Below are 22,535 nucleotides of genomic sequence, written 5' to 3' on the forward strand. Positions count from 1 at the left end.
CTGAAACACGTCATGCTTACGACGTGTTGACGCGGCAGGAAGAATGACCGTCTCTGGGACGGGCCGATAGGGGCCCGTCCTTCGTTATTTCGACAATTTGCCTTAACCCGGACCGCGTAGCCTGGGATCATCGGCGCAAGCGACTGCTCAAGCGCCGTCCATGAGGGGTAGAAGTGCAGATTTACCTGCCGATCGCCGAGCTTCCGATCAGCGTGCTGATGGTGCTGGGCTTGAGCGGTGCGGTCGGCTTCATCTCCGGGCTGTTCGGCGTGGGCGGCGGCTTCCTGCTGACGCCGCTGCTGATCTTCCTCGACATTCCGCCGGCGGTCGCGGTGGCGACGGTGGCGGCGCAGGTCGCCGGCTCCTCGATGACCGGCGTCCTGACCTATTTCCGGCGCAAAGCGCTCGATCTCAAGCTCGGCGGCGTCCTGGTCTCCGGCGGCATCGTCGGCACCGTGCTGGGCGTGGCGTTCTTCAACGCGATGCGCCGCCTCGGCCAGCTCGAGCTGGTCATCACCCTGTCCTACGTCACGCTGTTCTCGATCATCGGCGGGCTGATGCTCTACGACGCCGTGCGCGCGATGCTGCGCGTCAGGGCCGGCAAGCCGGCGCGGCGCAAGCGGCGCGGCGGCTTGCACCCCTGGTGGATGGGGCTGCCGTTCCGCCAGCGCTTCTACCGCTCCGGCCTGTATTGCAGCATCATCCCGATCGCGCTGCTCGCGGTCGTGATCGGCTTCATCGGCGCGGTGCTCGGCGTCGGCGGCGGCTTCATCCTCGTGCCGGCGCTGATCTATTTCTTCCGCATCCCGCCCTCCGTCGTGGTCGGCACCTCGCTCTTCCAGATCCTGGTGACGATGACCGGCGCGACATTGCTGCACGCCATTACCAACCAGTCGGTCGACATCATCCTCGCCGCCCTGCTGCTGGTCGGCGGCGTCGTCGGCGCCCAGTTCGGCGGCCGCGCCGCGCGCAACCTCAACGTCGAATCCTTCCGGCTGCTGCTCGCCCTGCTGATCCTCTCGGTGGGGCTGCGTTTCGCGATCGAGCTGTTCATTCCGCCGAGCGAGCCCTTCTCGGTCGTCGTGCCGGAGAGCGCGCGATGAGAGGGGCCTGCCTCCACGCCCTCGCCTTGCTGGCCGCCCTGCTGGCCCTCGCCATGCCGGCGCGGGCCGAGACGCTGATCGCGGCGATGTCGAGCCACCAGATCCAGATCACCTCGAACTATACCGGCAGCCAGCTCACCGTCTTCGGTCTCGTCGAGCGCGACGGGCGCAGCGTCGCCCGCGGCGACCCGCACGACATCATCATCACCGTGCGCGGGCCGCGCCGCATGCTGCTGGTGCGCCAGAAGGAGCGGTTCGGGCCGATCTGGATCAACCGCACGCAGCGGCGCTTCCCCGAGAGCCCGGTCTTCCTGCTGGTCGCGACCAACCGGCCGATCAGCGAGATGATGAGCGCGGAAACGGCGAGGCGCGACCGGGTTGGCCTCGCCAATGCCGAACGCCCGGCGCAGAACTGGTTCGACGACAGCAGCGTGGCGACGTTCCGCGACAGCCTCGTGCGCATCATGCAGGGCAAGGAGCTCTATGCCTATCAGCAACGGGGCGTGACCTTTCTCTCGAACTCCCTGTTCAGCGCGCCGATCGACGTCCCCGCGACGGCGCCGACGGGCTCCTATACCGTCGATGTCGTGCTCTATGCCGGCGGCGTGCCGCTGGCGCGGCAGCAGACGAATTTCGAGGTGATCAAGACCGGCGCCGAGCAGCGCCTCGCCTCCGGCGCCTATGACTGGCCGTGGCTCTACGGGCTCGCCACCATCCTGCTCGCGCTGTTCCTCGGCTGGGGCGCCAGCGTCGTCTTCCGGCGGGATTGAGGCTCTCTTTTTCGATCCGTCGCGGCCTTGAACCGGCTGGCCCCTCAGCCGAGAAGCGCGGAATAGGGCAGGAAGGGCTGGATGCTGCCTTCCTCGGCCAGCGCCGGATCCTCGGCCAGCTCGACGAGCCCGTCGGACTGGGTCAGCGAGGCCAGCGAGCCCGCCCCCTCGCCCGGATGCCTGCGTGCCAGCGGAATGGCATCCGCCCCGGGCTCGACCGAGACGCGCAGGAATTCGCGCCGCCCCGGCTTGCCCCGATGCGAAAAGCCGAGCCGCACCGGCAGACGCAGAAGCGGGTCGCACGCCGTGCCGGCCAGCCGCGCGATCATCGGCCGCGCGACGAAGGCGAAGGTGACGAAGACCGCGACCGGATTGCCGGGCAGGCCGAGGAAAGGCGTCTCCGCGATCGTGCCGACGGCGACCGGCTTGCCGGGCTTGATCGCGATCTGCCAGAAATCGAGCGAGCCGAGCGTGGCCAGCGCCGCCCTGACGTGATCCTCCTCCCCGACCGAGACCCCGCCCGAGGTGATGACGAGGTCGCAATCGCGCGCGGCTTCCTTCAGCCGCGCCGCCAGGCCGTCGCGGTCGTCGCGCAGGATGCCGAGATCGACAGGCTCCGCGCCGGCGCGCGCCAGCAGGGCGCGCAGCATGGGCCGGTTGGCGTCGTAGATCGCGGCCGGAGGCAGTTTCCCGCCGGGCTCGGTCAATTCGTCGCCGGTCGAGAACAGCGCGACGCGCGGGCGGCGCCGGAGCGTGAGGCGCTCCAGCCCGAGCGCCGCCAGCAGGCCGAGATCCTGCGGGCGCAAACGGCGCCCGGCCTCGAATGCGCGAGCGCCCCGGGCGACATCCTCGCCGGCCGGCCGCAGATTGGCGCCGCGCCTCAGCCCCGGCGGCAGCAGGACCGCGTCGCCCTCGCGCCTCACATCCTCCTGCATGACGATCGTATCGGCACCTGGCGGGATAGGGGCGCCGGTGAAGATGCGCAGCGCACCGCGCCCGAGCTCCGCTGGCGCCATCTCGCCCGCAGCGACGCGACCGAACACCGGCAGGCGGGTTTCGGCACCGGGCGCGAGATCGTCGAAACGCAGCGCGTAGCCATCGACGGCCGAATTGGCGAAGGGCGGCAGGGGCAAGCCGGCGAAGACATCCTGCGCCAGGACGCGGCCATCGGCTTGCGACAAAGGCAGCGCCTGCGTGCCGGCGACCGGAGCGACCAGGGAAACCGCCCGCGCGCCAGCCTCGGCGAGCGTCATCGGCGCATGGCCCGGCCCGATGCCCTTCAGGCGCGCCATGGCCGTTCCCGCCGCTCGCGGCCACCCGCTTCCATCGGTATCCGCCTCTCCCCGGCTTCGCGGCATCGTCCGGGACGTTGCCGCGTTATCCCTCCCCCTTCTCCCTTGCCATGCGGGGATGGGTCAAGCGCATGGCTGCGGCGCAGGTTGCCCCTGCCCGAAAAGCCATCATATGAGACATGACGACGACAACGACCCGGGCGGGCGCGACCATGGACACCATTGCGCTCGATCTGCGCGGCCTGAAATGCCCCCTGCCCGTGCTGCACGTGCGCAAGGCGCTCGATGCGGCGGTGGCCGGCAGCCTCCTCGTCGTGCAGTGCACCGATCCGATGGCGGCGATCGACCTGCCGAACCTGGCGCGCGAGACGGGCGATGCGATCGAGCGGCAGGATGGCGCGGGGCGCATCCTCGTCTTCCATATCCGCAAGGCAAGCTGAAGCCCCAAGCAAGGAACGGAGACTTCCGACGTGAGCCTTTCCCAAGCCGACATCCTGCGGGCGCTGGAACTGGTGAAACTGCCGGCGAGCGGGCAATCGCTCGCAGCGTCCGGCCGGGTCGCGGACATCCTGATCGACGGCGGCAAGGTGATCTTCGCCATCGGCATCGACGCGACCGAAGCCGCCGCCATGGAGCCGGTGCGCAAGGCGGCGGAAAGCGCCGTTGGCGGCCTGCCCGGCGTGACGCAGGTGCTGGTGGGGCTGACCGCCGACAAGGCCGCGCCTTCCGCCGGGATGCAGGCCCGCCAGCAGGCGCACCGCCCCGCGCCCGGCGGCCCGCCGCCGAAGCCGGCCGGCGTGCCCGGCGTGAAGCAGATCATCGCGGTGGCGAGCGGCAAGGGCGGCGTCGGCAAGTCGACCACCGCCGCCAATCTCGCCGTGGCGCTTTCGACCCTGGGGCTCAAGGTCGGCGTGCTCGATTCCGACATTTACGGCCCCTCGATGCCGAAGCTCTTCGGCATCACCGGCAAGCCGCAGATCGTCTCCGGCCGCACGCTCGGCCCCATGGAGGCCTATGGGCTGAAGGTGATGTCGATCGGCTTCCTCGTCGACGAGGAGACGCCGATGATCTGGCGCGGGCCGATGGTGATCTCGGCGATCACGCAGATGCTGCGCGAGGTCGCCTGGGGCGAGCTCGACGTGCTCGTCGTCGACATGCCGCCCGGCACCGGCGACGCCCAGCTCACCATGGCCCAGCAGGTGCCGCTGGCGGGGGCGGTCATCGTCTCGACGCCGCAGGACCTCGCCCTGCTCGACGCAAGGCGCGGCGTGGCGATGTTCAGGAAGGTCGCCGTGCCGATCCTCGGACTCGTCGAGAACATGAGCTATTTCATCTGCCCGGAATGCGGACACCGCTCCGACATCTTCGCCCATGGCGGCGCGCGGCACGAGGCGGAACGGCTCGGCATCCCCTTCCTCGGCGAAATCCCGCTCGCCATGCCGATCCGCGAAACCTCGGATGGCGGGCGTCCGATCGTCGCCAGTGACCCTTCGAGCGCCCATGCCAAGGCCTATATCGCCCTGGCGCGGCAGGTCCAGGCGGCCTTGGGTGGCGCGACACGGGCGGCACCGCGCATCGTCATCGAATAGAGCCCAGGCTCCGGCCGCAGGACGCGGCTTGCATGGACGCCGCTTGACATGGCGACGATCTTGTTCTTCTTTTGTTCCTAATCGAACGAAGGAGGCATGTGATGGCCATCCATCGCGCCCGGCATATCGGCATCGGCGTCGCGCGCCCGGCCGAGGAGGTCTATGCCTTCCTCGCCGATCCCGTGAATTTTCCGCGATGGGCCGAAGGGCTCGGCCACAGCTTCGTCCATGTCGAGGGCATGACCTGGCGGGCGGAGACGCCGATGGGGCCGATGCGCATCCTGTTCAGCGAGCCGAACCAGCACGGCGTGCTCGACCATGCCGTCATCCCCGATCACGGCGCCGCCATGCACAATCCGATGCGGGTCGTGCCCAATGGCGACGGCGCCGAGGTGGTGTTCACCCTGTTCCAGCGCGACGGCATGTCCGACGACGACATGGCGGCCGATGCGGGCATGATCGCGCGCGACCTCGCCGCGCTGAAGGCGCTGCTGGAGCGCGGAGGAGCCTGAGGCGCCATTACGAGCTAACCCAGGCGCCGGAAGATGTCTTGCGCCTCGGCCAGATCGTTCGGCGTGTTGATGTTGAAGAAGGGATCGACCGGCTCCGCCTGCCATTCGGCGACGGCGACCCCATGCTTCGCCGTCCAGTGGCCGAGCCGGCGTTCGCCGGCCGCCAGCGCTGCCCGCAAATCCTCTCGCAGCGCCACCGGCCAGAGCCCGATGGCGTGGTGCTGCCGGCCGGCCGATGCGGCACAGGCGAGCGGCGTTCCGGCGGCTGCGCGCGCCGCATGCAGGCGGGCGACCAGATCGGCCGGAATGAAGGGGGTATCGGCCGCGACGCTGACGAGCCAGCCATCGTTCGGCCGATGCGCGACAAGCCAGTCCAGCCCGGCGAGGATGCCCGCAAGGGGGCCGGCGAAATCGGGCACGGAATCGGCCACCACCGGCAGGCCATGGGCGGCGAAGCGGGCGGGATCGCCATTGGCGTTGAGCAGCAGGCCGTCGCACTGGCCGCGCAAGCGCTCGACGACATGGTCGAGCACGGGCCTCCCGGCCAGGAGCCTCAGCGGCTTGTCGCCGCCGCCCATGCGCCGGGCGAGGCCGCCGGCAAGGATAAGCCCGAGGGGAGGCGCAGGCGGGGCGCTGCTCATGACGGTGCGCGCGAGGACGCCATCAGCCCGCGCCGATCAGGCCGCAAGCCGCATCGCATCCACCACCCAGCGCTCGATCTGCTCCTCATCGACCGCCAATTCGATCCAATCATCACCGACGAAAGCGCGCCAGGCCGGCAGGACATCATGGCGCACGGCGAGCAGGACGGGCAGGCCGGCCATGACCGCCTTCGCGATCTCGTCGCGCAGCCCCCCGCCCAGCGCCTCCTGCTTGCCGAACTTGTTGACGACGACGAGATCGGCCCGCTCCGTCAGCGCGCCCGAAAACGCCGCCGCGGCGGCGGCCAGCCCGGCCGCGTCGAGCCGGCAGCCCTCGGCGGAAGGTCCGAGATCCTGGCTGATCGGAAAGCGGGTGCCGTTGGCAAGGTCCTCGAGCGACATCGCCATGCAGCGGTCTTCGCAGTCCTCGTCATTATGCTGGATGACGCCGCCGAGCCGCAGGCCGCGGCGCCTCAGCCGCGCGACGACGCCCTGCATGAAGCCGTCGATTCCGACATTGCTTGCATAGGGGATGGCGGCCAGCCGGATCATGGCCGATTCATCTCACGAAGCCCCCTGTCGCGCCAGTGGTTCGCGGTGGCCGGCGGACTCGCAAGATGCCGGCGCAGTGTTGCGCCGCACCTACAGTCGCGCGCGCCCTCTCTCGCTAGGGTAGCGACGGCTCAATCCGGGCGGCCGGGCTGACCGAAGGCCTGTCATCGATCCGGGACGCATGAACCGACCTCCTCCCAAGGCCCAGCTCGACCCCGCTACCGACGCAGCGAGACTGCTGCGACGCATCGGCTTCGCGACGCTCGCACTCGTGCTGCCGCTGGCCGCGCTGGTTTCGCGCCGCGCCGCGGTGGTGCTGGTGCCGATCGGCATCGCGCTGCTGATCATCGCCGCGCTCGTGGAGGAGCCACGCCATTTCCTCGGCGGGCTGAAGGCGGCGCTGCTCAGCCGCCCCGGGCTCATCCTGCTCGGGCTGATCGCCTGGGCGGCGCTGTCGCTGATCTGGAGCCCCTATCCCGGCACCGCCGCCGAGAAGGCCGGCAACCTGGCGCTCGCCGTCGCGCTCGGCTTCGTCGGCCTGTCGGCGCTGCCCGAGCGAATGCGGGCCTCCAACCTCAATCTCGTGGCGCTCGGCACCAGCGTCGCCGGCGTCTTCGCGCTGGGCCTCATCATCGTCGCGGCGCTGCGCCATGCGGCGGCGCCGCCCGGCGCGGTCGAGCGCGGCGTCTCGATCATCCTGATCATGGCCTGGCCGGCACTGGCCTGGCTCTTGTCGCGCGAGCGCGGCATGACCGCGCTCGGGCTCGCGCTCATCGTCGGCCTGCTGGCGCTGACCCGCTTCGAGGATGGCGAGACGGTGGCGATGATCTTCGGCGCCGTCGCCTTCGGCGCGGTCACCGCCAGCCGCGAAGGCGCGACCAAGGTCATCGCCGCGATCATCGCGGGGCTGATGCTGTTCGCGCCGCTCCTGCCCTTCCTGCTCGCGCCGCTCGTCTCGGCCCTGCCGGACAGCAGCAGCGACTTCGCCCAGATGCTGTCGATCTGGGCCGACGTCATCCGGCAATCGCCGGTGGAGCTGATCACGGGCCACGGCCTCGACACCGTGCTGCGCGGCCAGATGACCGGCGTCCTGCCGCAGCCGGCGCCGGTGACCCTGCTGTTCGAGACCTGGTACGAGCTCGGGCTGGTGGGGGCCGCCACGGCCGCCGCCTGCCTCTATTTCGCGATCCGCGCCGCGGGGCGCATGTCCGGCGCCCTCTCGGCGGGCGGCGTCGCGGCCTTCACCACCGCCTTCGCGCTTGGCACCTTCGGATTCGCGCCGCTGCTGCCCTGGTGGCTGATGACGCTGACCGCCGTCGTGCTGATGTTCGGCGCGATCGCGCGCGGCCAGTACCGCACGGACCGCCCGGCCGTACCGCTGCCGATGCGCGCCACGAACCATACGCGGCCGAAGGCTGGAGAGCCGCCGGCGTCCGCGACTTAAGATCACCACAGAGGCAAGCTCCGCGGCGCGGCTCACTGCCCGCGGGCAGCGACCAGCTTCAGCTTCGGCGTGTTGGCGACGTCGACGGGTATCTCATACGCCTCCTTCGTCGCGTAGCTGAGCATCTGGTGGAACAGCGGCAGGTAGATCGTCTGGTTGCGCAGCTTCTGCCAGAGTTGCGCGACGAGCCCGGCGCGCCGGCTCCGGTCGATTTCCCCGGAGATCCTGTCGATCAGCGCATCGGTTTCCGCATCGCTGTACCCCGTGGCGTTGTAGGTGCCGCGTTGCCCGTCGCGGCTGTGATAGAGCGACGAGAAAAGGTATTCGCTGTCATAGGTCAGCGTCCCCCAGCCGGCGAGGAAGACATCGGGACCGGGTGTGCGCCGCAGCGCCTGGGACTGCGCCGCCTGCGGCTGGGCGACGAGCGTGACCCGGATTCCGATCCGGGCCAGCATCGGAACCAAAGCGCGACAGGTCTCCTCGTCGTAGACGTAGCGATCGTTCGGGCAGTAGAGCGTGGTCGAGAAGCCCTCGGAATAACCGGCTTCGGCCAGAAGCTGTCGGGCCTCCGGGAGCGAGAAAGGCGGCGGCATGTCGAGCTCGCGCGTCCAGCCATCGACGAATGGCGGGATGATGATGCCGCTCGGCAGCGCCTCGCCGCGCATGACGGCACGCCGGATATAGTCGCGATCGATGGCGAGGTTCATCGCGCGCCGGACGCGCAGATCGGCGAAGGGGTTGCGGCCGCCAGCCTCGGTTCCGTGCGGCGCCGGCGAGGCGACGTCGAAGCCGAGGAAGATCGTCCGGTTCTCGACACCCGTCGTGACGGTGAGGCCGGGCCGGGCGCGCAGGCGCGGCAGATCCTGAATCGGCACGTCCTGCAGGAAATCGACCGTACCGGCGAGCAGGGCCGCGACGCGCGCGCTCGCCTGCGGCACCGGCAGATAGGTCAATTCCGCGATGCCAAGCGGGACGCCGCCGCGATTCCAGTAAGCCTCGTTGCGCTTCAGCACGGTCCTGACGAGCGGCTGCCGCGACACCAGCACGAAGGCACCGGTGCCGTTGGCATGGGCATTGGCGAAATTGGCGTCGGAGATCGGGCTGTCCGGAATAGTGGCTGTCCCGTGCCGCTCCGCCCAGGCCTTGCTCATGATCAGGATCGCCGGCGTATTGGCGATGAAAACCGGATTGGGCCTGCGCGTCCTGATCCGGACCGTGGTGTCGTCGACCTTCTCGATATCGGCAACCGAAGCGAGATGGTCGCGAAAACCGGAATTCGGCTGCAGCGCGCGCCGATAGGAGAAGACGACATCATCCGCCGAGAAGCGGCTGCCATCCTGGAAAACCACGCCTTGGCGCAGCTTGAACTCCCAGATCGTCGGGTCCTCCGGCAGCATCCGCCAGGACACCGCCAGAAGCGGGCCGAGGCGCCCTGTCCGATCGCGCTCGGTGAGACCTTCATAGATGTTCTGGACGAGAGCCGTGGTCGGCCCCTCATTGGCGACATGGGGGTCGAGCGTCAGCGCATCGCTCGAGCGCGCCCAGACAAAGGCCTGCGCAGCGGCCGGCAGCAGCAAAGCCAGCAGCGCGAACAGAAGAGCAGCGGCACGGCTGCGCGACATCCCTCCCCCCTCAGGGTCCCGACCCTCATCCCGCCGCGCCTGGCATCCTGCGGCGAGGCCTCTTCTTGGCGATCCGGGCATCGGCACACGCCGATTGCCCGAAAACCGCTTGCTCGCGAGCCGCCTCCTGCGGCCCACCCGATCCTCAGCGCGACAGATCCGCGATCAAGCCCCGGACGAAGCGCTCCCCCGCCTCGAGCTGCTCCACCGCGATGAACTCGTCCGGCTGATGCGCCTGCGCGATATCGCCCGGACCGCACACCACCGTCGACCAGCCGGCGCCCTGGAAGAGCCCGCCCTCCGTACCATAGGCGACGACATGCCGGCCATTGTCACCGGTCAGGCGCCGGCAGAGTGCCTCCGCCGCCCCATCCGTCTCCGGCCCCATGGCCGGCGTGCTGGAGGTGATCTCGAGAGCGATGCCGGTCTCCGGAGCCACCGCCTTCATCCCGGCCTCGACCTCGGCGAGCTTTGCCCTGTAGCGCTCGGCATAGGCCTCCTGCAATTCGCCGGGAATGCAGCGCACCTCATGGGCGAACGTGCAATGCTCAGCGGCAATGTTGACCGCCGTCCCGCCCTGCACGACGCCGACATGCAGCGTCGAATAGGGCGGCTCGAAGCCGTTTCCGGCCGGGGTGCGCGCCTTGTTCTCGGCCATCGTGGTGTTGTGCCAATGGATCAGCTCGCCCGCCACCATCACCGCCGAGACGCCGACATCGATGCGGCTGGAATGCACCGCATGGCCGCGAATCGCCGTGCGCATACGCAGGCCGCCCTTGTGGCCGGTCACGACCTTCATCATCGAAGGCTCGCCGACGATCACGGCCGAGGGCTTCAGCCCCTCCTGCTGCATCGACGCGATCATGACGCGCGCGCCGAGGCAGCCGACCTCCTCGTCATAGGACAGCGCGATGTGGATCGGCCGCTCGAGCGGCGCGGCCAGCATCTCCGGCACCAGGGCCAGCGCGAGCGCGTCGAACCCCTTCATGTCGCAGGCGCCGCGGCCATAGAGCTTGCCGTCGCGCTCGGTCAGCGTCCAGGGATCTGAGGTCCAGTCCTGCCCCGCGACCGGCACGACATCGGTGTGGCCGGAGAGAACGATACCGCCGTCGCGCCTGGGGCCGATGGTCGCGTAAAGATTGGCCTTCTGCCCGTCCGGGCTCGGCGCGAGCCGGCTCTCGACGCCGAGCGAGGCGAGGTAGTCCCGGCAGAAATGGATCAGGTCGAGATTGCTGCGTTGCGATTCCGTGTTGAACGAAACCAGCTTCGCCAGCATCTCTTTCGGCGTCATCGTCACGAAGGCTTCTCCCAAAATCCCGCCAGACGCAGGTTCCATGCCGACAGGCTAAAGCGGTTTTCGATCCGAGTGAAACCCGAACCCGCCATTGCGAGGAGCGAAGCCACGACGCAACGCAGGAGCGGTGGCGTTCGACGCCCTGGATGGCTTCGCTACAGCCGCAATGACGGTTCAGCCGGGTCGAAAATCGCTCCGGAGCTCACTGTGATTCCGGACAAGCCGCGGCACTGACCATGCTTGACGCAGGATGCCGCGACGGGCTCTCGTGTCGCCCTGACCCGACGAAGCAGCACAGGATTGCCGCCATCATGGATTTCGATGTCACCCTCGCCGATGTGCAGGCGGCCGCGACGCGCATTGCCGGCAAGGTGCGCCGCACGCCGACCTATCACAGCGCCGGGCTTTCGGCCCGGCTCGGCGTCGAGACCTGGGTGAAGGTGGAGAGCCTGCAGCTCGGCGGCTCCTTCAAGGTGCGTGGCTGCTACAACCGGTTGATGGGGTTGAGCGAGGCGGAGCTGAAGCACGGGGTCGTCACAGTCTCGGGCGGCAACCATGCCATCGCGGTTTCGCTGGTCGCCCATGCCATGGGTGCGCGTGCGCTCGTCCTGATGCCGAAGGCGACGCCGGAGCTCAACATCGCGCTGACGCGGCAGGCCGGAGGCGAGGTCGAGCTCTGCGAGGATTCGGTCGCAGCCTTCGCCAAGGCCGAGGACTACGCCGCGCAGGGCATGGTCCATGTCCATTCCTATGACGATCCGGCCATCATCGCCGGGCACGGCACGCTCGGCCTCGAACTCGCCAGCGACGCCGGCGGCCGGCTCGACCATGTCTTCATCTCGGTCGGTGGCGGCGGCTTCTCGGCCGGTGTCGGCGCGGCACTGAAAGGCCTCGACCCGGCCGTCAGGCTGCACGGCGTCGAGACCGAGGGCGCGACGACGATGACCCAGGCGCTGGAAGCCGGCAAACCGGTGCCTATCCGCCCGACCTCGATCGCACGCACGCTCGGCGCGCCCTTCGCGACCGAGCGGACCATGGCCGCCGCCCGGCAGTTCCTCGAGGAGATCGTGACGGTGTCCGACGCCGAGGCGGTGCGCGAGCTCATCTGGGTGCTCCAGAACGGGCGCGTGCTGCTGGAACCGGCGGCCGCCTGCGTGGTCGCCGCGGCACTGGCCCGCAAGGACAGCTTCAGGCCGGGGGAACGCATCTGCCTCGTGCTCTGCGGCTCCAACGTCGCGCTGGAGGACATCGCCCGCTGGCGGACCGAATTCGCGGTCTAGCCTGCGAGGCGGCGCGGCTCTAGAAGCCGCCCCATGAGCCAGCCCCTTGTTCCGACATTGCAGACGCAGCGCCTCACGCTGCGCCCCATGACCGAGGCGGATTTTCCTGCCTATGCAGCGTTTCTGGCGTCGCCCCGCTCCAGGTGGATGGGCGGCCCGCTGACGACGCGAGAGGCCTGGGGCATGTTCTGCCACGACATCGCCTGCTGGCCGCTGTTCGGGCATGGCGCGCTGATGATCGCGCTGAGCGCGAACGGGGCCTGTATCGGGCAGGTCGGCATCAATGCCGGCCCGCTCTTCCCCGAGAAGGAGCTCGGCTGGCTGCTCTATGACGGCCATGAAGGGCAGGGTTACGCCACGGAGGCCGCGCGTGCCATGCTGGACTGGGCGGCACGAACCCTCCGGCTCTCAAGCCTCGTAAGCTATGTCGACCCCGGCAACGCCGCCTCGATCGCCGTCGCCGAACGGCTCGGGGCGGTCCGCGATGCGCGCGCCGAAAGGCCCGACCCGGAGGATCTGGTCTATCGGCACGCGCTGAGCTCTCTATCCGGCTGAACGCCGATCAGCCGCCGTTGCGGGCGAGCCTCGCATAGCGACCGCGCTTGGCGGCGGAGGCATAGCGGCTGCGCTTGTGACCGTACCAGGACGCCTCGCGCTGGCCGACATCAGCGTGGACGAGACCATTCGAATACGTGCCGACGCCACCGACGCTTGCCAGCGAACGGGCGGCGGCGGCCGCCTTGCGCGACGAGACCGCCAGCGGACGGAAGTCGATGGCGCGGCCGAGATAGTGCTGGGAATGCCGGGCGTGGCGTCCGCCGCAGGTCGAGGTGATCTGGATGGGGCCGATCTTGTCGACGAGCGCCGTGATCATGGACCGGGTTTCCGGCTTCAGGCAGCCCAGGCCTTTGACCTGCGGCTGGAAGGATATTTTCTGGATCGGCTCATCAGCCAGAGCGACAGCAGGCAAGAACGCGGACACGCACGCAAGCAACATCAATCGACGCATAATCAACCAAACATGAAGGGGGATGTGAGCCAATTCAGATCGGCAAATGCAAACGATCTGAGCGGAGATGATGGCTCACTATTGCCTGTAAAAGGCGAAATCATGGCTGGTGTGATTTTCTTCTATTGATCGTTTCATTCGCAATCGATGAACGGCCCCTCGGACCACAAGGGCACCCCTTCCAGCCGGCCGCCGCCATGCCATCCGTGCCCACCGCCTGCGCGCCCGCCGGCTTGGACAGGCACCGGGCGACTGGTCTAGCTTGCGCACGGCACCCGCTTTCTGCGTGGTTGCTCAATTCATCTCAGAGGATACGATGCCCAAGACCGACATCATCGCGACGCTGACCCCCGAAATCACCGCGATCCGCCGCGACATCCATCGCCATCCCGAGCTGATGTACGACGTTCACAGGACCGCCGGTCTCGTCGCCGACAAGCTGAAGGAATGGGGCGTCGACGAGGTCGTGACCGGTATCGGCCAGACCGGCGTCGTCGGCGTGATCAAGGGCAAGGGCCAGGGCTCGGGCAAGGTCATCGCCATGCGCGCCGACATGGATGCGCTGCCGATCCATGAGGAGACCAATCTCGAGCACCGCTCGACCGTGCCGGGCAAGATGCACGCCTGCGGCCATGACGGCCACACCGCGATGCTGCTCGGCGCCGCCAAATACCTGACGCAGACCCGCGATTTCGACGGGACCGCCGTGCTGATCTTCCAGCCGGCCGAGGAAGGTGGTGCCGGCGCCAAGGCGATGATCGACGACGGGTTGATCACTCGTTTCGGCATTCAGGAAGTCTACGGCATGCACAACAAGCCGGGCGTCCCGGTCGGCAAGTTCGAGATCACCAAGGGCCCGGCCATGGCCGCGGCCGACCGCATCCACATCAAGATCGAAGGCCTGGGCGGGCACGCCGCCGCGCCGCATCGCGTCAACGACCCGATCGTCGCTTCCTGCGCCCTGGTCAGCGCGCTGCAGACCGTCGCCTCGCGCAATGCCGACCCGCTCGAGTCGATCGTCGTCTCGGTGACCGCACTCAATGCCGGCGAGGCCTTCAACGTCATCCCGCAGACGGCGGAGATCAAGGGCTCGGTGCGGACGCTGACGCCGCAGACCCGTGAGCTCGCGCAGAAGCGCATCACCGAGATCGTCGACGGCGTGATGAAGGCCTTCGGCATGAAATACGATCTCGAATACCATCTCGGCTATCCCGTCACCTTCAACCATCACGGCCAGACCGACTTCGTGACCAGCGTGACCAAGGAAGCCTTCGGCTCCGACGCGATCACCACCGACGTCCCGCCGACGATGGGCTCGGAAGACTTCTCCTTCATGCTGGAGGAACGGCCGGGCGCCTTCATCAATATCGGCAACGGGGACTCGGCCGGGCTGCATCACCCCGCCTACGAATTCAACGACAAGGCGATCCCTGTCGGCGTGAACTACTGGGCGAGCCTGATCGAAATCTCGATGCCGCAGCGCAGCTGAGCGCAGCGAAGTCGGCTTTCGCCGATTTCGGCACCCAAAACTGCCCATCTCGGACGCGCCGAGATGGGCCGGAGAAGCGGTATGAGCGATATCGATTGCCTGGTTGTCGGGGCCGGCGTCGTCGGCCTCGCGGTGGCCCGCGAGCTTGCGCTCGGCGGTCGCGAGGTCGTCATCGCCGAGGCGGCCGAGGGCATCGGCACCCAGACCTCGGCGCGCAATTCCGAGGTCATCCATGCCGGGATCTATTATCCGCCCGGCTCGCTGAAGGCCCGCGTCTGCGTGGAAGGCCGCAAGAAGCTCTACGCCTATCTCGAAGGGCGCGGCCTGCCGCACAAGGCCTGCGGCAAGCTCATCGTCGCGACCTCGGAAAGCCAGAAGCCGGCGCTGGAGACGATCATGGCGCGCGCGAAGGCCTCGGGCGTCGACACGCTGCGCTGGCTCACCGGCTCGGAGGCGAAGGCGCTGGAACCGGAGGTGCGTTGCGAGATCGCCCTGCTCTCGCCGGAGACCGGCGTCGTCGACAGCCATGCGCTGATGCTGTCGCTGCTCGGCGAATGCGAGGCGGCCGGCGGTTCGCTCGCGCTCAACACGCCGATCACCGGCTGGCGGCGCGAAGCGGACGGCTTCAGCGTCGATTTCGGCGGGGCGGAGCCTGCGACCTATACGGTGCGAACCGTGATCAACTCGGCCGGCCACGGCGCGCCGAAGCTCATCGGCATGCTCGCGGGCTTTCCGGCCGAGCATGTGCCGGTGCAGCACTATGCCAAGGGCAACTACTTCGCCCTGACCGGCAAGCAGCCCTTCACGCATCTGGTCTATCCGGTGCCGGAAGCAGCGGGCCTGGGCATCCACGCCACCATCGACATGGGCGGACGGGTGAAGTTCGGCCCCGATGTCGAATGGGTCGAAAGCGACCAGGACCTGGTCGTCGATCCCGGTCGCGGAGATAAGTTCTACGCGGCGATCCGGACCTATTGGCCGGGGCTGGCGGACGGAGCGCTGGTCGCGGATTACGCCGGCATCCGGCCGAAGCTGCACGGGCCGACCGAACCGATGCCGGATTTCCGCATCGACGGGCCGGAGGTGCATGGCGTAGCGGAGCTGGTCAATCTGCTCGGCATCGAGAGCCCGGGGCTGACGAGCTCGCTCGCGATTGCGGAGATCGTGCGGGAGAAGCTGCGGTAACCTCGTCCCCCGCGTCCTTCTCCCCTCGGGGGGAGCAGGTGGCAGCGCGAAGCGCTGACGGATGAGGGAATGCAGGCGCCGAACCGCCCTCATCCGCCTGCCGGCACCTTCTCCCCCAAGGGGAGAAGGGCGCAGGGGAACGCGGGCGCGCCCTATCCCCTGAACTTGAGGAACGCTTCCTTCGCCTCGCGCGCCAGCGTCGTGATGCGGTTCCAGTCGCCGCTGGCGATGGCATCGGCCGGGACGAGCCAGGAGCCGCCGACGCAGATGACCTGCGGCAAGGCCAGATAATCGCCGAGGTTCTTCAGGCCGACACCGCCGGTGGGGCAGAAGCTCATCTGCGGGAAGGGGCCCGAGAGCGCCTTCAGGGCCGGCGGGCCGCCGGCCTGCTCGGCCGGAAAGAACTTCGCGGTGGTGCGGCCGGCCGCGACGGCGCGCATGCAGTCGGAGGCCGTGGCGACGCCCGGCAGCCAGGGCAAGCCGGCCTTGCGCAAGGCTTCGTCGACGCTCTCGCTGAAGCCGGGGCTGACCACGGCCTGCGCGCCGGCATCCTTCACCTGCGAAACCTGGGCGGGGGTCACGACCGTGCCGGCGACGGCAAGCGCCTTCGGCACCGATCTGGCGATGGCGGCGAGCGCCTCGATCGCCGCGGGACGGCGCAGCGTGACCTCGACGACATCGATGCCGCCGGCGACCAGCGCATGGGCGAGATCGACGGCGCGCCCCGCATCCTCGATCACGACGACGGGGATGACCCCGCAGCTCTTCAGCCGGGCAATCGCGGCAGCTTCGTCCATGGTCTCATCTTTCAATCGATTTGGAGGCGGCGGATGGGCTCTACTCCTTCGCCCAATAGACGTCGAGCCCTTGCGGGCGGCCGAGCAGCATGTCCACCGGCAGCGGCGCGGCGCGGGCGCCGGCATCCTTCAGCACCGCCTCCTTGGCGGCGCCGGAGACGAGCAGGCTCACCCAGCCGGCCTCGATCAGGCGCTTGGGCGAGAGCGAGAGCCGCGGCGGCAGGCCGGGCGGCCGCGCCACGACGATGCCGCTGTCGGGCACGGCATTGAAGACCGCCTCCCCGCCCGGGAAGAGCGAGGCGATGTGGCCGTCCGGCCCCATGCCGCTGACGACGAGATCGAGCGGCGGCAATTCGGCGAGCTCGGCGCAGAGCAACGCCGCGGCGGCCTCGATGTCGCTGCCATGGCCGTGAAAGGACAGGAAGCGGACGCGGCCCTGCGTGAGCGGAGCGAATTGCTCGCGCAGCATCCGTTCGTTGGAAGCCGCGTCGTCAGCCGCGACGAAGCGCTCGTCGGTCGGCAGCAGCGTGACCTTCTCCCATGGCAGATCCTGCCGGCCGAGCGCCGCGAGAAAGCGCGCCGGCGTAGTGCCGCCGGGCACGACCAGCGAGGCATGCTCCTTCCCGGCGAGCAATTCCTTCAGCCGGATCGCGACCGCCTCCGCCAGCGCCTCGGAGGCGTCGGCCAAGGCGGCGAAGCGATGCCAGGCGACGGGCCCCGCCGCCATCAGACGAGATCCGGATCGGCCCAGGAACGGCCATCGCGCTCGATCAGCCCGATCGCCTGCGACGGCCCCCAGGAGCCGGCGGCATAGCGGTGCGGATGCGGGCTGTAGTCCTGCCAGCCGGCGATGATCGGATCGACCCAGCTCCAGGCCTGCTCGACCTCGTCGCGATGCATGAACAAGGTCTGGTCGCCGCGGATGACATCGGTCAGCAGGCGCTCATAGGCATCGGGCGTGCGCTCGTCGAAGGCGGTGGAGTAGCGCAGGTCGAGCTGGCGCGGCACGATCTTGAGCCGACCGGAACCCGGCACCTTCATCATGAGCTGGAGCTGGACGCCGTCATTCGGCTGCAGGCGGATGAACAGGCGGTTGGCGTCGAGCCGGTCGCAAGTGCCGTTGCCGAAGATCGAATGCGGCACCGGCTTGAAGGTGACGGCGATCTCGGAATAGCGCTGTGCCATGCGCTTGCCTGTGCGCAGATAGATCGGCACGCCGGCCCAGCGCCAGTTGTCGACCTCGCAGCGGATGGCGACGAAGGTTTCGGTGTTGGAGGCGTGGCCGAGTTCCTCGGCATAGCCCCTGACGCGCTGGCCGTCGATCTGGCCCGGCCCGTACTGGCCGCGCACCGTGAAGCGCTGGACGTCGGGGCCGACGATGGGCCTGAGCGCCTTCAGCACCTTGATCTTCTCGTCGCGGACCGCGCCGGCCTCGAGCATGTTCGGCGGCTCGATGGCGAAGAGGGTCAGCAACTGCATGAGATGGTTCTGCACCATGTCGCGCATATGCCCGGCCTTGTCGTAATAGCCGGCGCGGCTTTCGAGACCGACGGTCTCGGCCACGGTGATCTGGACATGGTCGATGTCGCGGCTCGACCATGACCGCTCGAACAGGGTGTTGGCAAAGCGCAGGACGAGCAGGTTCTGCACCGTCTCCTTGCCGAGATAATGGTCGATCCGGTAGGTCCGGCTTTCCGGCAGGATGCGCGCGACGGCGTCGTTGATCTGGCGGGCCGAGGCGAGGTCGCGGCCGAGCGGCTTCTCCAGGATGACGCGCGAGGTCGGCGTCAGGATATGGGCCTTGGCGAGGTTCTCGCAGATCGGGATGAAGAGGTCCGGCGGCGTCGAGAGATAGAAGGAGCGCACGCGCTCGCTGTCGCCCAGCGCGTTCTTCAGCGCCTTGTAGGTCTCCGGCTTCAGCGCATCGAGCAGCACCATGGTGAGCCTGCGCAGGAAGGTCGCGACCTGATCCTTCGGAAGGCCTTCCTCATGGAGCCGCTGGGCGATCTGCTTGGGCAGGCCCTCGACGTCCTCTTCCTTGCGGACGACGGCGAGGATGCGGCTGTCCTCCGGCAGCACGCCTTCGCGATTGCGCTGGGCCAGCGCCGGAAAGAGCTTGCGCAGCGCCAGATCGCCGCCGGCACCGAAGATCACCAGATCGAAGGGCGGAACCGGCGTGCGCTCGGGAATGGTCTCGGGGCGAAGCCCCTGATCGGCAATGGCGTCCATGACACTCGAAACTCCGTACGGCTCACCAGATTCGATTAGCCGATCGCTGCGACCAGAGTGAGACGGTTCGGAGCGCTTGCAAAGGGGAAACAGCGGGCAGCGGCCATGCCATGCCGCCGGCCTGCAACAGCCCAAGCCTTGGGCAACCGCTCGCCGCCCTGCCGTTTCCGCGGGCAGGATGGCGCTTTGCGCTGGGAACAAGCGCCGTTAACCTGAATCTGCGGCGGTCTGTCCGCGGACGACTAGCAGGTGCCGAGCCTTGGCCATCATCGCCGCGCTGAACCACGTCACCCATTACAGCTATGATCGCCCGGTCACGCTCGGGCCGCAGATCATCCGGCTGAGACCGGCGCCGCATTGCCGGGCGGCGATCAAGAGCTATTCGCTCAAGGTGACGCCGGCGCAGCATTTCGTGAACTGGCAGCAGGACCCGGCCGGCAACTGGCTGGCGCGCTTCGTCTTTCCGGAGCCGGTCAGCGAATTCCGCATCGAGGTCGACGTCGTCACCGAGCTTTCGGTGATCAATCCCTTCGACTTCTTCGTCGAGGCCGAGGCCGAGACCTTTCCGTTCTCCTATGCGCCGGAGCTGCGCGACGAGCTCGCGCCCTATCTGGCGACGGAGCCCGCCGGCCCGCTTCTGGAAGCTTTCCTTGCCGCGCTGCCGAGGGAACCTACCAACACCGTCAATTTCGTCGTCGATCTCAATGCGCGGCTGCAGGGGATGATCACCTACGGCATCCGCATGGAGCCGGGCGTGCAGGAGCCCGAGCATACGCTGTCGATCGGCTCCGGCTCCTGCCGCGACACGAGCTGGCTCTTGGTCCAGGCATTGCGGCATCTCGGCCTCGCAGCGCGCTTCGTCTCCGGCTACCTGATCCAGATGAAGGCCGATATCGACCCGCTGGAAGGGCCGCGCGGCACCGACAAGGACTTCACCGACCTGCATGCCTGGGCCGAGGTCTATATTCCCGGCGCGGGCTGGATCGGGCTCGACCCGACCTCGGGCCTGCTCACCGGCGAGGGCCATCTGCCGCTGGCGGCGACCGCGCATTACCGCTCGGCCGCGCCGGTCTCCGGCGTGGCGAGCTATGCCGAGACCACCTTCGACTTCCAGATGAGCGTGGCGCGGGTGCACGAGGTGCCGCGCATCACCCTGCCCTTCTCGGACGAATCCTGGCAGGCGCTCGATGCCCTCGGCGAGACCGTCGAGGCCGATCTCAAGGCGCAGGATGTGCGGCTCACCATGGGCGGCGAGCCGACCTTCGTCTCGATCGACGACCAGACCGGGGCGGAATGGAACATCGCGGCGGTCGGGCCGACCAAGCGCGAGCGTGCCGATGTCTTGATCCGCCGCTTGCGCGAACGCTTCGCGCCGGGCGGGATGCTGCATTACGGGCAGGGCAAATGGTATCCGGGCGAGAGCCTGCCGCGCTGGGCCTTCGCGCTCTACTGGCGCCGGGACGGCGAGCCGATCTGGCGCAATGCCGAGCTGATCGCTCGCGAGCCCGGTGCCAAGACCGGCGGCGATCGCGAGCTGGAGGCGGGCGCGACGATCCAGGACGCAGAGTCGCTGGCGCGCGGATTGTCCGAAAAGCTCGGCCTCGGAGCCGATTACGTCCTCCCCGCCTATGAGGATACCGGCCACTGGCTGCTCAAGGAGGCGCAGCTTCCCGACAATGTCGACCCGCTCGATTCCCGCCTCGCCGACCCGGAGGAGCGGGCGCGGATGGCGCAGGTTTTCCAGCTAGGCCTCGGCCATCCCCGCGGCTTCGTCATCCCGGTTCAGCGCTGGCAGGCGGCGGCGAATGACCGGCGCTGGCGCTCGGAGAAATGGCGGCTGCGGCGCGGCAAGCTCTTTCTCGTGCCCGGCGATTCGCCGGTCGGCTACCGGCTGCCGCTCGGCTCCCTGCCCGACATCCCCAAGGCCGAATATCCGCATATTCATCCGCAGGACCCGATGGAGCCGCGCGGTCCGCTGCCGCCGGCGGGCAGCTCGCAGGCCGCTCCGGCGCCCGGCGCCGGAACTCCGCCATCGCCGGCGGCTCCGACCAGCTTCGGCGCACCTCCCCCGCAATTGGCGGTTTCCGCCGATCCAGGCGGCACGAGCACGGCCCAGCAGCGTACCGAGCAGGAGATTGGCGGCGAGCATGTGCGCACCGCGCTCAGCCTCGAGATCCGCGACAATGTGCTCTGCGTCTTCCTGCCGCCGGTCGAGCGGCTGGAAGATTATCTTGACCTCGTCGCCTCGGTGGAGGCCACGGCCGAGGAAACCGGCCTGCCCGTGCATATCGAAGGCTACGCGCCCCCCTTCGACCCCCGCCTCGACGTCATCAAGGTCACGCCCGATCCCGGCGTGATCGAGGTCAACATCCATCCGGCGACGGACTGGCGCGAGGCGGTGGCGATCACGCAGGGCGTCTATGAGGAGGCGCGGCTGTCGCGGCTCTGCGCCGAGAAGTTCATGGTCGACGGGCGCCATACCGGCACCGGCGGCGGCAACCATGTCGTGCTCGGCGGCGTGACGCCGGCCGATTCACCCTTCCTGCGCCGGCCGGACCTGCTCAAGAGCATCGTGCTCTACTGGAACCGGCACCCGTCCCTCTCCTATCTGTTCTCCGGCCTGTTCATCGGCCCGACCAGCCAGGCGCCCCGCATCGACGAAGCCCGGCAGGACCAGCTCTACGAGCTGGAGATCGCCATGGCGCAGGTGCCGAAGCCCGGCGAGGCGCCGATCCCGCTCTGGCTGGTCGACCGGCTGTTCCGCAACCTGCTGGTCGACGTCTCCGGCAACACGCACCGCACCGAGATCTGCATCGACAAGCTCTATTCGCCGGATGGCCCGACCGGGCGGCTCGGCCTGCTGGAGTTCCGCGGCTTCGAGATGCCGCCGGATTCGCGGATGTCGCTGGCGCAGCAATTGCTGCTGAGGGCCCTGATCGCCTGGTTCTGGCGCGAGCCGCAAGGCGGCAAGCTGGTGCGCTGGGGCACCGCGCTGCATGACCGCTTCATGCTGCCGGAGCTGGTCTGGCAGGATTTTCGCGATGTGCTCGCCGATCTCGACCGCGCCGGCTACCCCTTCGATCCCGTCTGGTTCGAGGCGCAGGCCGAGTTCCGCTTTCCCTTCTTCGGCAAGGTCGAGCATGGCGGCGTCGAGATCGAGATCCGGCAGGCGCTGGAGCCCTGGCATGTGCTCGGCGAGGAGGGCGCGGCCGGCGGCACGGTGCGCTATGTCGACTCGTCGGTCGAGCGGCTGCAGGTCAAGGCGAAGGGCTTCGTGTCCGGGCGGCATCTCGTCACCTGCAATGGAAGGCGCCTGCCGATGACGGAGACGGGAACCTCCGGCGAGGCGATCGCGGCGGTGCGGTTCAAGGCGTGGCAACCGGCCTCCGGCCTGCATCCGGCGCTTCCCGTGAATGCGCCGCTGACCTTCGACATCGTCGACACCTGGGTCGGGCGCTCGCTCGGGGGCTGCGTCTACCATGTCGCTCATCCCGGCGGTCGCAATTACGAGACACCGCCTGTGAATTCCTACGAGGCGGAGGCAAGACGGCTCGCGCGTTTCGAGGCGATCGGTCATAGTCCCGGCACTCTGGCGATTCCGCCGGAGGAACGCAGCGCCGAATTTCCGCTCACGCTGGATCTGAGGCGCCCGCTTTGATTTGCGCGGTTTCTCTTCGTTCGGCTGAGTCCGGCCGAGCGAATGGCGCGCCGGCAGGGGTCTAGAGCT

General features: G+C 68.6%; 20 protein-coding genes. 11 read left to right on the forward strand and 9 right to left on the reverse strand.

Going from position 1 to position 22,535, the window contains the following annotated elements:
• Positions 1 to 173: 173 nt before the first annotated feature.
• A complete protein-coding gene (locus tag IED13_RS13320) occupies positions 174 to 1,103 on the forward strand; it encodes a sulfite exporter TauE/SafE family protein (RefSeq protein WP_191124447.1) in 930 nt (309 codons plus the stop codon).
• Entirely contained in the window at positions 1,100 to 1,873 is a 774-nt protein-coding gene (locus tag IED13_RS13325; RefSeq protein WP_191124448.1) for a TIGR02186 family protein, read from the forward strand. Before IED13_RS13320 ends, IED13_RS13325 begins: the two co-directional genes overlap by 4 nt.
• 44 nt (positions 1,874 to 1,917) lie before the next feature.
• Here the strand turns inward: IED13_RS13325 and IED13_RS13330 are convergent, their stop codons facing one another.
• A complete protein-coding gene (locus IED13_RS13330) occupies positions 1,918 to 3,165 on the reverse strand; it encodes a molybdopterin molybdotransferase MoeA (RefSeq protein ID WP_191124449.1) in 1,248 nt (415 codons plus the stop codon).
• Between the two features lie 179 nt (positions 3,166 to 3,344).
• Between IED13_RS13330 and IED13_RS13335 the strand changes: the two genes are divergently transcribed.
• The 3 genes from IED13_RS13335 to IED13_RS13345 all read left to right on the forward strand — a co-directional run bounded on the left by IED13_RS13335 (position 3,345) and on the right by IED13_RS13345 (position 5,266).
• Positions 3,345 to 3,605 (forward strand): sulfurtransferase TusA family protein, encoded by a 261-nt coding sequence (locus IED13_RS13335; protein ID WP_051987671.1) that lies wholly within the window; start codon positions 3,345 to 3,347, stop codon positions 3,603 to 3,605.
• Positions 3,606 to 3,635: 30 nt separating this feature from the next.
• On the forward strand, positions 3,636 to 4,754 hold the full coding sequence (locus IED13_RS13340; protein WP_191124450.1) for an Mrp/NBP35 family ATP-binding protein: 1,119 nt from the start codon (positions 3,636 to 3,638) through the stop codon (positions 4,752 to 4,754).
• Between the two features lie 101 nt (positions 4,755 to 4,855).
• The gene (locus IED13_RS13345; protein ID WP_038360811.1) at positions 4,856 to 5,266 is read left to right on the forward strand and encodes an SRPBCC family protein; all 411 of its coding nucleotides are present in this window, start codon (positions 4,856 to 4,858) and stop codon (positions 5,264 to 5,266) included.
• A 14-nt stretch (positions 5,267 to 5,280) separates the two neighbouring features.
• On the opposite strand, the gene mobA is transcribed toward IED13_RS13345, so the two are convergent.
• Both mobA and IED13_RS13355 read right to left on the reverse strand, forming a co-directional pair.
• Positions 5,281 to 5,907 carry a molybdenum cofactor guanylyltransferase MobA gene (gene mobA, locus IED13_RS13350; protein ID WP_191124451.1) on the reverse strand — a complete coding sequence of 209 codons (627 nt, stop codon included), beginning with the start codon at positions 5,905 to 5,907 and terminating at the stop codon, positions 5,281 to 5,283.
• Positions 5,908 to 5,943: 36 nt separating this feature from the next.
• Positions 5,944 to 6,459, reverse strand: coding sequence for a DUF2478 domain-containing protein (locus tag IED13_RS13355; protein ID WP_191124452.1), 516 nt, complete (start codon positions 6,457 to 6,459; stop codon positions 5,944 to 5,946).
• Between the two features lie 181 nt (positions 6,460 to 6,640).
• Between IED13_RS13355 and IED13_RS13360 the strand changes: the two genes are divergently transcribed.
• Positions 6,641 to 7,903 (forward strand): peptide ABC transporter permease, encoded by a 1,263-nt coding sequence (locus tag IED13_RS13360; RefSeq protein WP_191124453.1) that lies wholly within the window; start codon positions 6,641 to 6,643, stop codon positions 7,901 to 7,903.
• Positions 7,904 to 7,935: 32 nt separating this feature from the next.
• On the opposite strand, the gene IED13_RS13365 is transcribed toward IED13_RS13360, so the two are convergent.
• Together IED13_RS13365 and argE are read right to left on the reverse strand one after the other, a co-directional pair.
• Positions 7,936 to 9,525, reverse strand: a complete 1,590-nt coding sequence (locus IED13_RS13365) for an ABC transporter substrate-binding protein (RefSeq protein ID WP_191124454.1) — start codon at positions 9,523 to 9,525, stop codon at positions 7,936 to 7,938.
• 145 nt (positions 9,526 to 9,670) lie between these two features.
• On the reverse strand, positions 9,671 to 10,816 hold the full coding sequence (argE, locus tag IED13_RS13370; protein ID WP_191124560.1) for an acetylornithine deacetylase: 1,146 nt from the start codon (positions 10,814 to 10,816) through the stop codon (positions 9,671 to 9,673).
• A 314-nt stretch (positions 10,817 to 11,130) separates the two neighbouring features.
• On the opposite strand from argE, the gene IED13_RS13375 reads away from it, so the two are divergent.
• Both IED13_RS13375 and IED13_RS13380 read left to right on the forward strand, forming a co-directional pair.
• Positions 11,131 to 12,099: a threonine ammonia-lyase gene (locus IED13_RS13375; protein ID WP_191124455.1), complete on the forward strand. Its 969-nt coding sequence runs from the start codon at positions 11,131 to 11,133 to the stop codon at positions 12,097 to 12,099.
• A 33-nt stretch (positions 12,100 to 12,132) separates the two neighbouring features.
• A complete protein-coding gene (locus IED13_RS13380) occupies positions 12,133 to 12,654 on the forward strand; it encodes a GNAT family N-acetyltransferase (RefSeq protein ID WP_191124456.1) in 522 nt (173 codons plus the stop codon).
• Between the two features lie 7 nt (positions 12,655 to 12,661).
• On the opposite strand, the gene IED13_RS13385 is transcribed toward IED13_RS13380, so the two are convergent.
• The gene (locus IED13_RS13385; protein WP_051987668.1) at positions 12,662 to 12,973 is read right to left on the reverse strand and encodes a peptidoglycan L,D-endopeptidase MepK; all 312 of its coding nucleotides are present in this window, start codon (positions 12,971 to 12,973) and stop codon (positions 12,662 to 12,664) included.
• 451 nt (positions 12,974 to 13,424) lie between these two features.
• On the opposite strand from IED13_RS13385, the gene IED13_RS13390 reads away from it, so the two are divergent.
• The gene (locus IED13_RS13390) at positions 13,425 to 14,597 is read left to right on the forward strand and encodes a M20 aminoacylase family protein (protein WP_142020065.1); all 1,173 of its coding nucleotides are present in this window, start codon (positions 13,425 to 13,427) and stop codon (positions 14,595 to 14,597) included.
• A gap of 81 nt (positions 14,598 to 14,678) precedes the next feature.
• The gene (locus IED13_RS13395; protein ID WP_191124457.1) at positions 14,679 to 15,782 is read left to right on the forward strand and encodes an NAD(P)/FAD-dependent oxidoreductase; all 1,104 of its coding nucleotides are present in this window, start codon (positions 14,679 to 14,681) and stop codon (positions 15,780 to 15,782) included.
• Positions 15,783 to 15,934: 152 nt separating this feature from the next.
• Here the strand turns inward: IED13_RS13395 and eda are convergent, their stop codons facing one another.
• From eda to zwf, 3 genes are read right to left on the reverse strand one after another with little or no spacing between them, the layout of a single operon-like run.
• Positions 15,935 to 16,579 (reverse strand): bifunctional 4-hydroxy-2-oxoglutarate aldolase/2-dehydro-3-deoxy-phosphogluconate aldolase, encoded by a 645-nt coding sequence (gene eda / locus IED13_RS13400; protein WP_038360804.1) that lies wholly within the window; start codon positions 16,577 to 16,579, stop codon positions 15,935 to 15,937.
• Positions 16,580 to 16,619: 40 nt separating this feature from the next.
• Complete coding sequence (gene pgl / locus IED13_RS13405) at positions 16,620 to 17,306, reverse strand: 6-phosphogluconolactonase (protein ID WP_191124458.1); 687 nt, start codon at positions 17,304 to 17,306, stop codon at positions 16,620 to 16,622.
• Positions 17,306 to 18,808, reverse strand: a complete 1,503-nt coding sequence (gene zwf, locus IED13_RS13410; protein ID WP_191124459.1) for a glucose-6-phosphate dehydrogenase — start codon at positions 18,806 to 18,808, stop codon at positions 17,306 to 17,308. The genes pgl and zwf overlap by 1 nt, the downstream gene beginning before the upstream one ends.
• 259 nt (positions 18,809 to 19,067) lie before the next feature.
• Between zwf and IED13_RS13415 the strand changes: the two genes are divergently transcribed.
• Entirely contained in the window at positions 19,068 to 22,466 is a 3,399-nt protein-coding gene (locus IED13_RS13415) for a transglutaminase family protein (RefSeq protein WP_191124460.1), read from the forward strand.
• Positions 22,467 to 22,535: the final 69 nt, after the last annotated feature.

This window comes from Allobosea spartocytisi, from assembly GCF_014764685.1.
In the GTDB taxonomy this organism is placed as follows: domain Bacteria; phylum Pseudomonadota; class Alphaproteobacteria; order Rhizobiales; family Beijerinckiaceae; genus Allobosea; species Allobosea spartocytisi.

Bases quoted from the DNA above. Each gene is read 5' to 3' on its own strand.
- pgl (WP_191124458.1), bottom strand. From the start codon at position 17,306: ATGGCGGCGGGGCCCGTCGCCTGGCATCGCTTCGCCGCCTTGGCCGAC.
- zwf (WP_191124459.1), bottom strand. From the start codon at position 18,808: ATGGACGCCATTGCCGATCAGGGGCTTCGCCCCGAGACCATTCCCGAG.
- IED13_RS13390 (WP_142020065.1), top strand. From the start codon at position 13,425: ATGCCCAAGACCGACATCATCGCGACGCTGACCCCCGAAATCACCGCG.
- IED13_RS13325 (WP_191124448.1), top strand. From the start codon at position 1,100: ATGAGAGGGGCCTGCCTCCACGCCCTCGCCTTGCTGGCCGCCCTGCTG.
- argE (WP_191124560.1), bottom strand. From the start codon at position 10,816: ATGACGCCGAAAGAGATGCTGGCGAAGCTGGTTTCGTTCAACACGGAA.
- IED13_RS13395 (WP_191124457.1), top strand. From the start codon at position 14,679: ATGAGCGATATCGATTGCCTGGTTGTCGGGGCCGGCGTCGTCGGCCTC.
- IED13_RS13345 (WP_038360811.1), top strand. From the start codon at position 4,856: ATGGCCATCCATCGCGCCCGGCATATCGGCATCGGCGTCGCGCGCCCG.
- eda (WP_038360804.1), bottom strand. From the start codon at position 16,579: ATGGACGAAGCTGCCGCGATTGCCCGGCTGAAGAGCTGCGGGGTCATC.
- IED13_RS13365 (WP_191124454.1), bottom strand. From the start codon at position 9,525: ATGTCGCGCAGCCGTGCCGCTGCTCTTCTGTTCGCGCTGCTGGCTTTG.
- IED13_RS13330 (WP_191124449.1), bottom strand. From the start codon at position 3,165: ATGGCGCGCCTGAAGGGCATCGGGCCGGGCCATGCGCCGATGACGCTC.
- IED13_RS13355 (WP_191124452.1), bottom strand. From the start codon at position 6,459: ATGATCCGGCTGGCCGCCATCCCCTATGCAAGCAATGTCGGAATCGAC.
- IED13_RS13385 (WP_051987668.1), bottom strand. From the start codon at position 12,973: ATGATCACGGCGCTCGTCGACAAGATCGGCCCCATCCAGATCACCTCG.
- IED13_RS13360 (WP_191124453.1), top strand. From the start codon at position 6,641: ATGAACCGACCTCCTCCCAAGGCCCAGCTCGACCCCGCTACCGACGCA.
- mobA (WP_191124451.1), bottom strand. From the start codon at position 5,907: ATGAGCAGCGCCCCGCCTGCGCCTCCCCTCGGGCTTATCCTTGCCGGC.
- IED13_RS13335 (WP_051987671.1), top strand. From the start codon at position 3,345: ATGACGACGACAACGACCCGGGCGGGCGCGACCATGGACACCATTGCG.
- IED13_RS13375 (WP_191124455.1), top strand. From the start codon at position 11,131: ATGGATTTCGATGTCACCCTCGCCGATGTGCAGGCGGCCGCGACGCGC.
- IED13_RS13380 (WP_191124456.1), top strand. From the start codon at position 12,133: ATGAGCCAGCCCCTTGTTCCGACATTGCAGACGCAGCGCCTCACGCTG.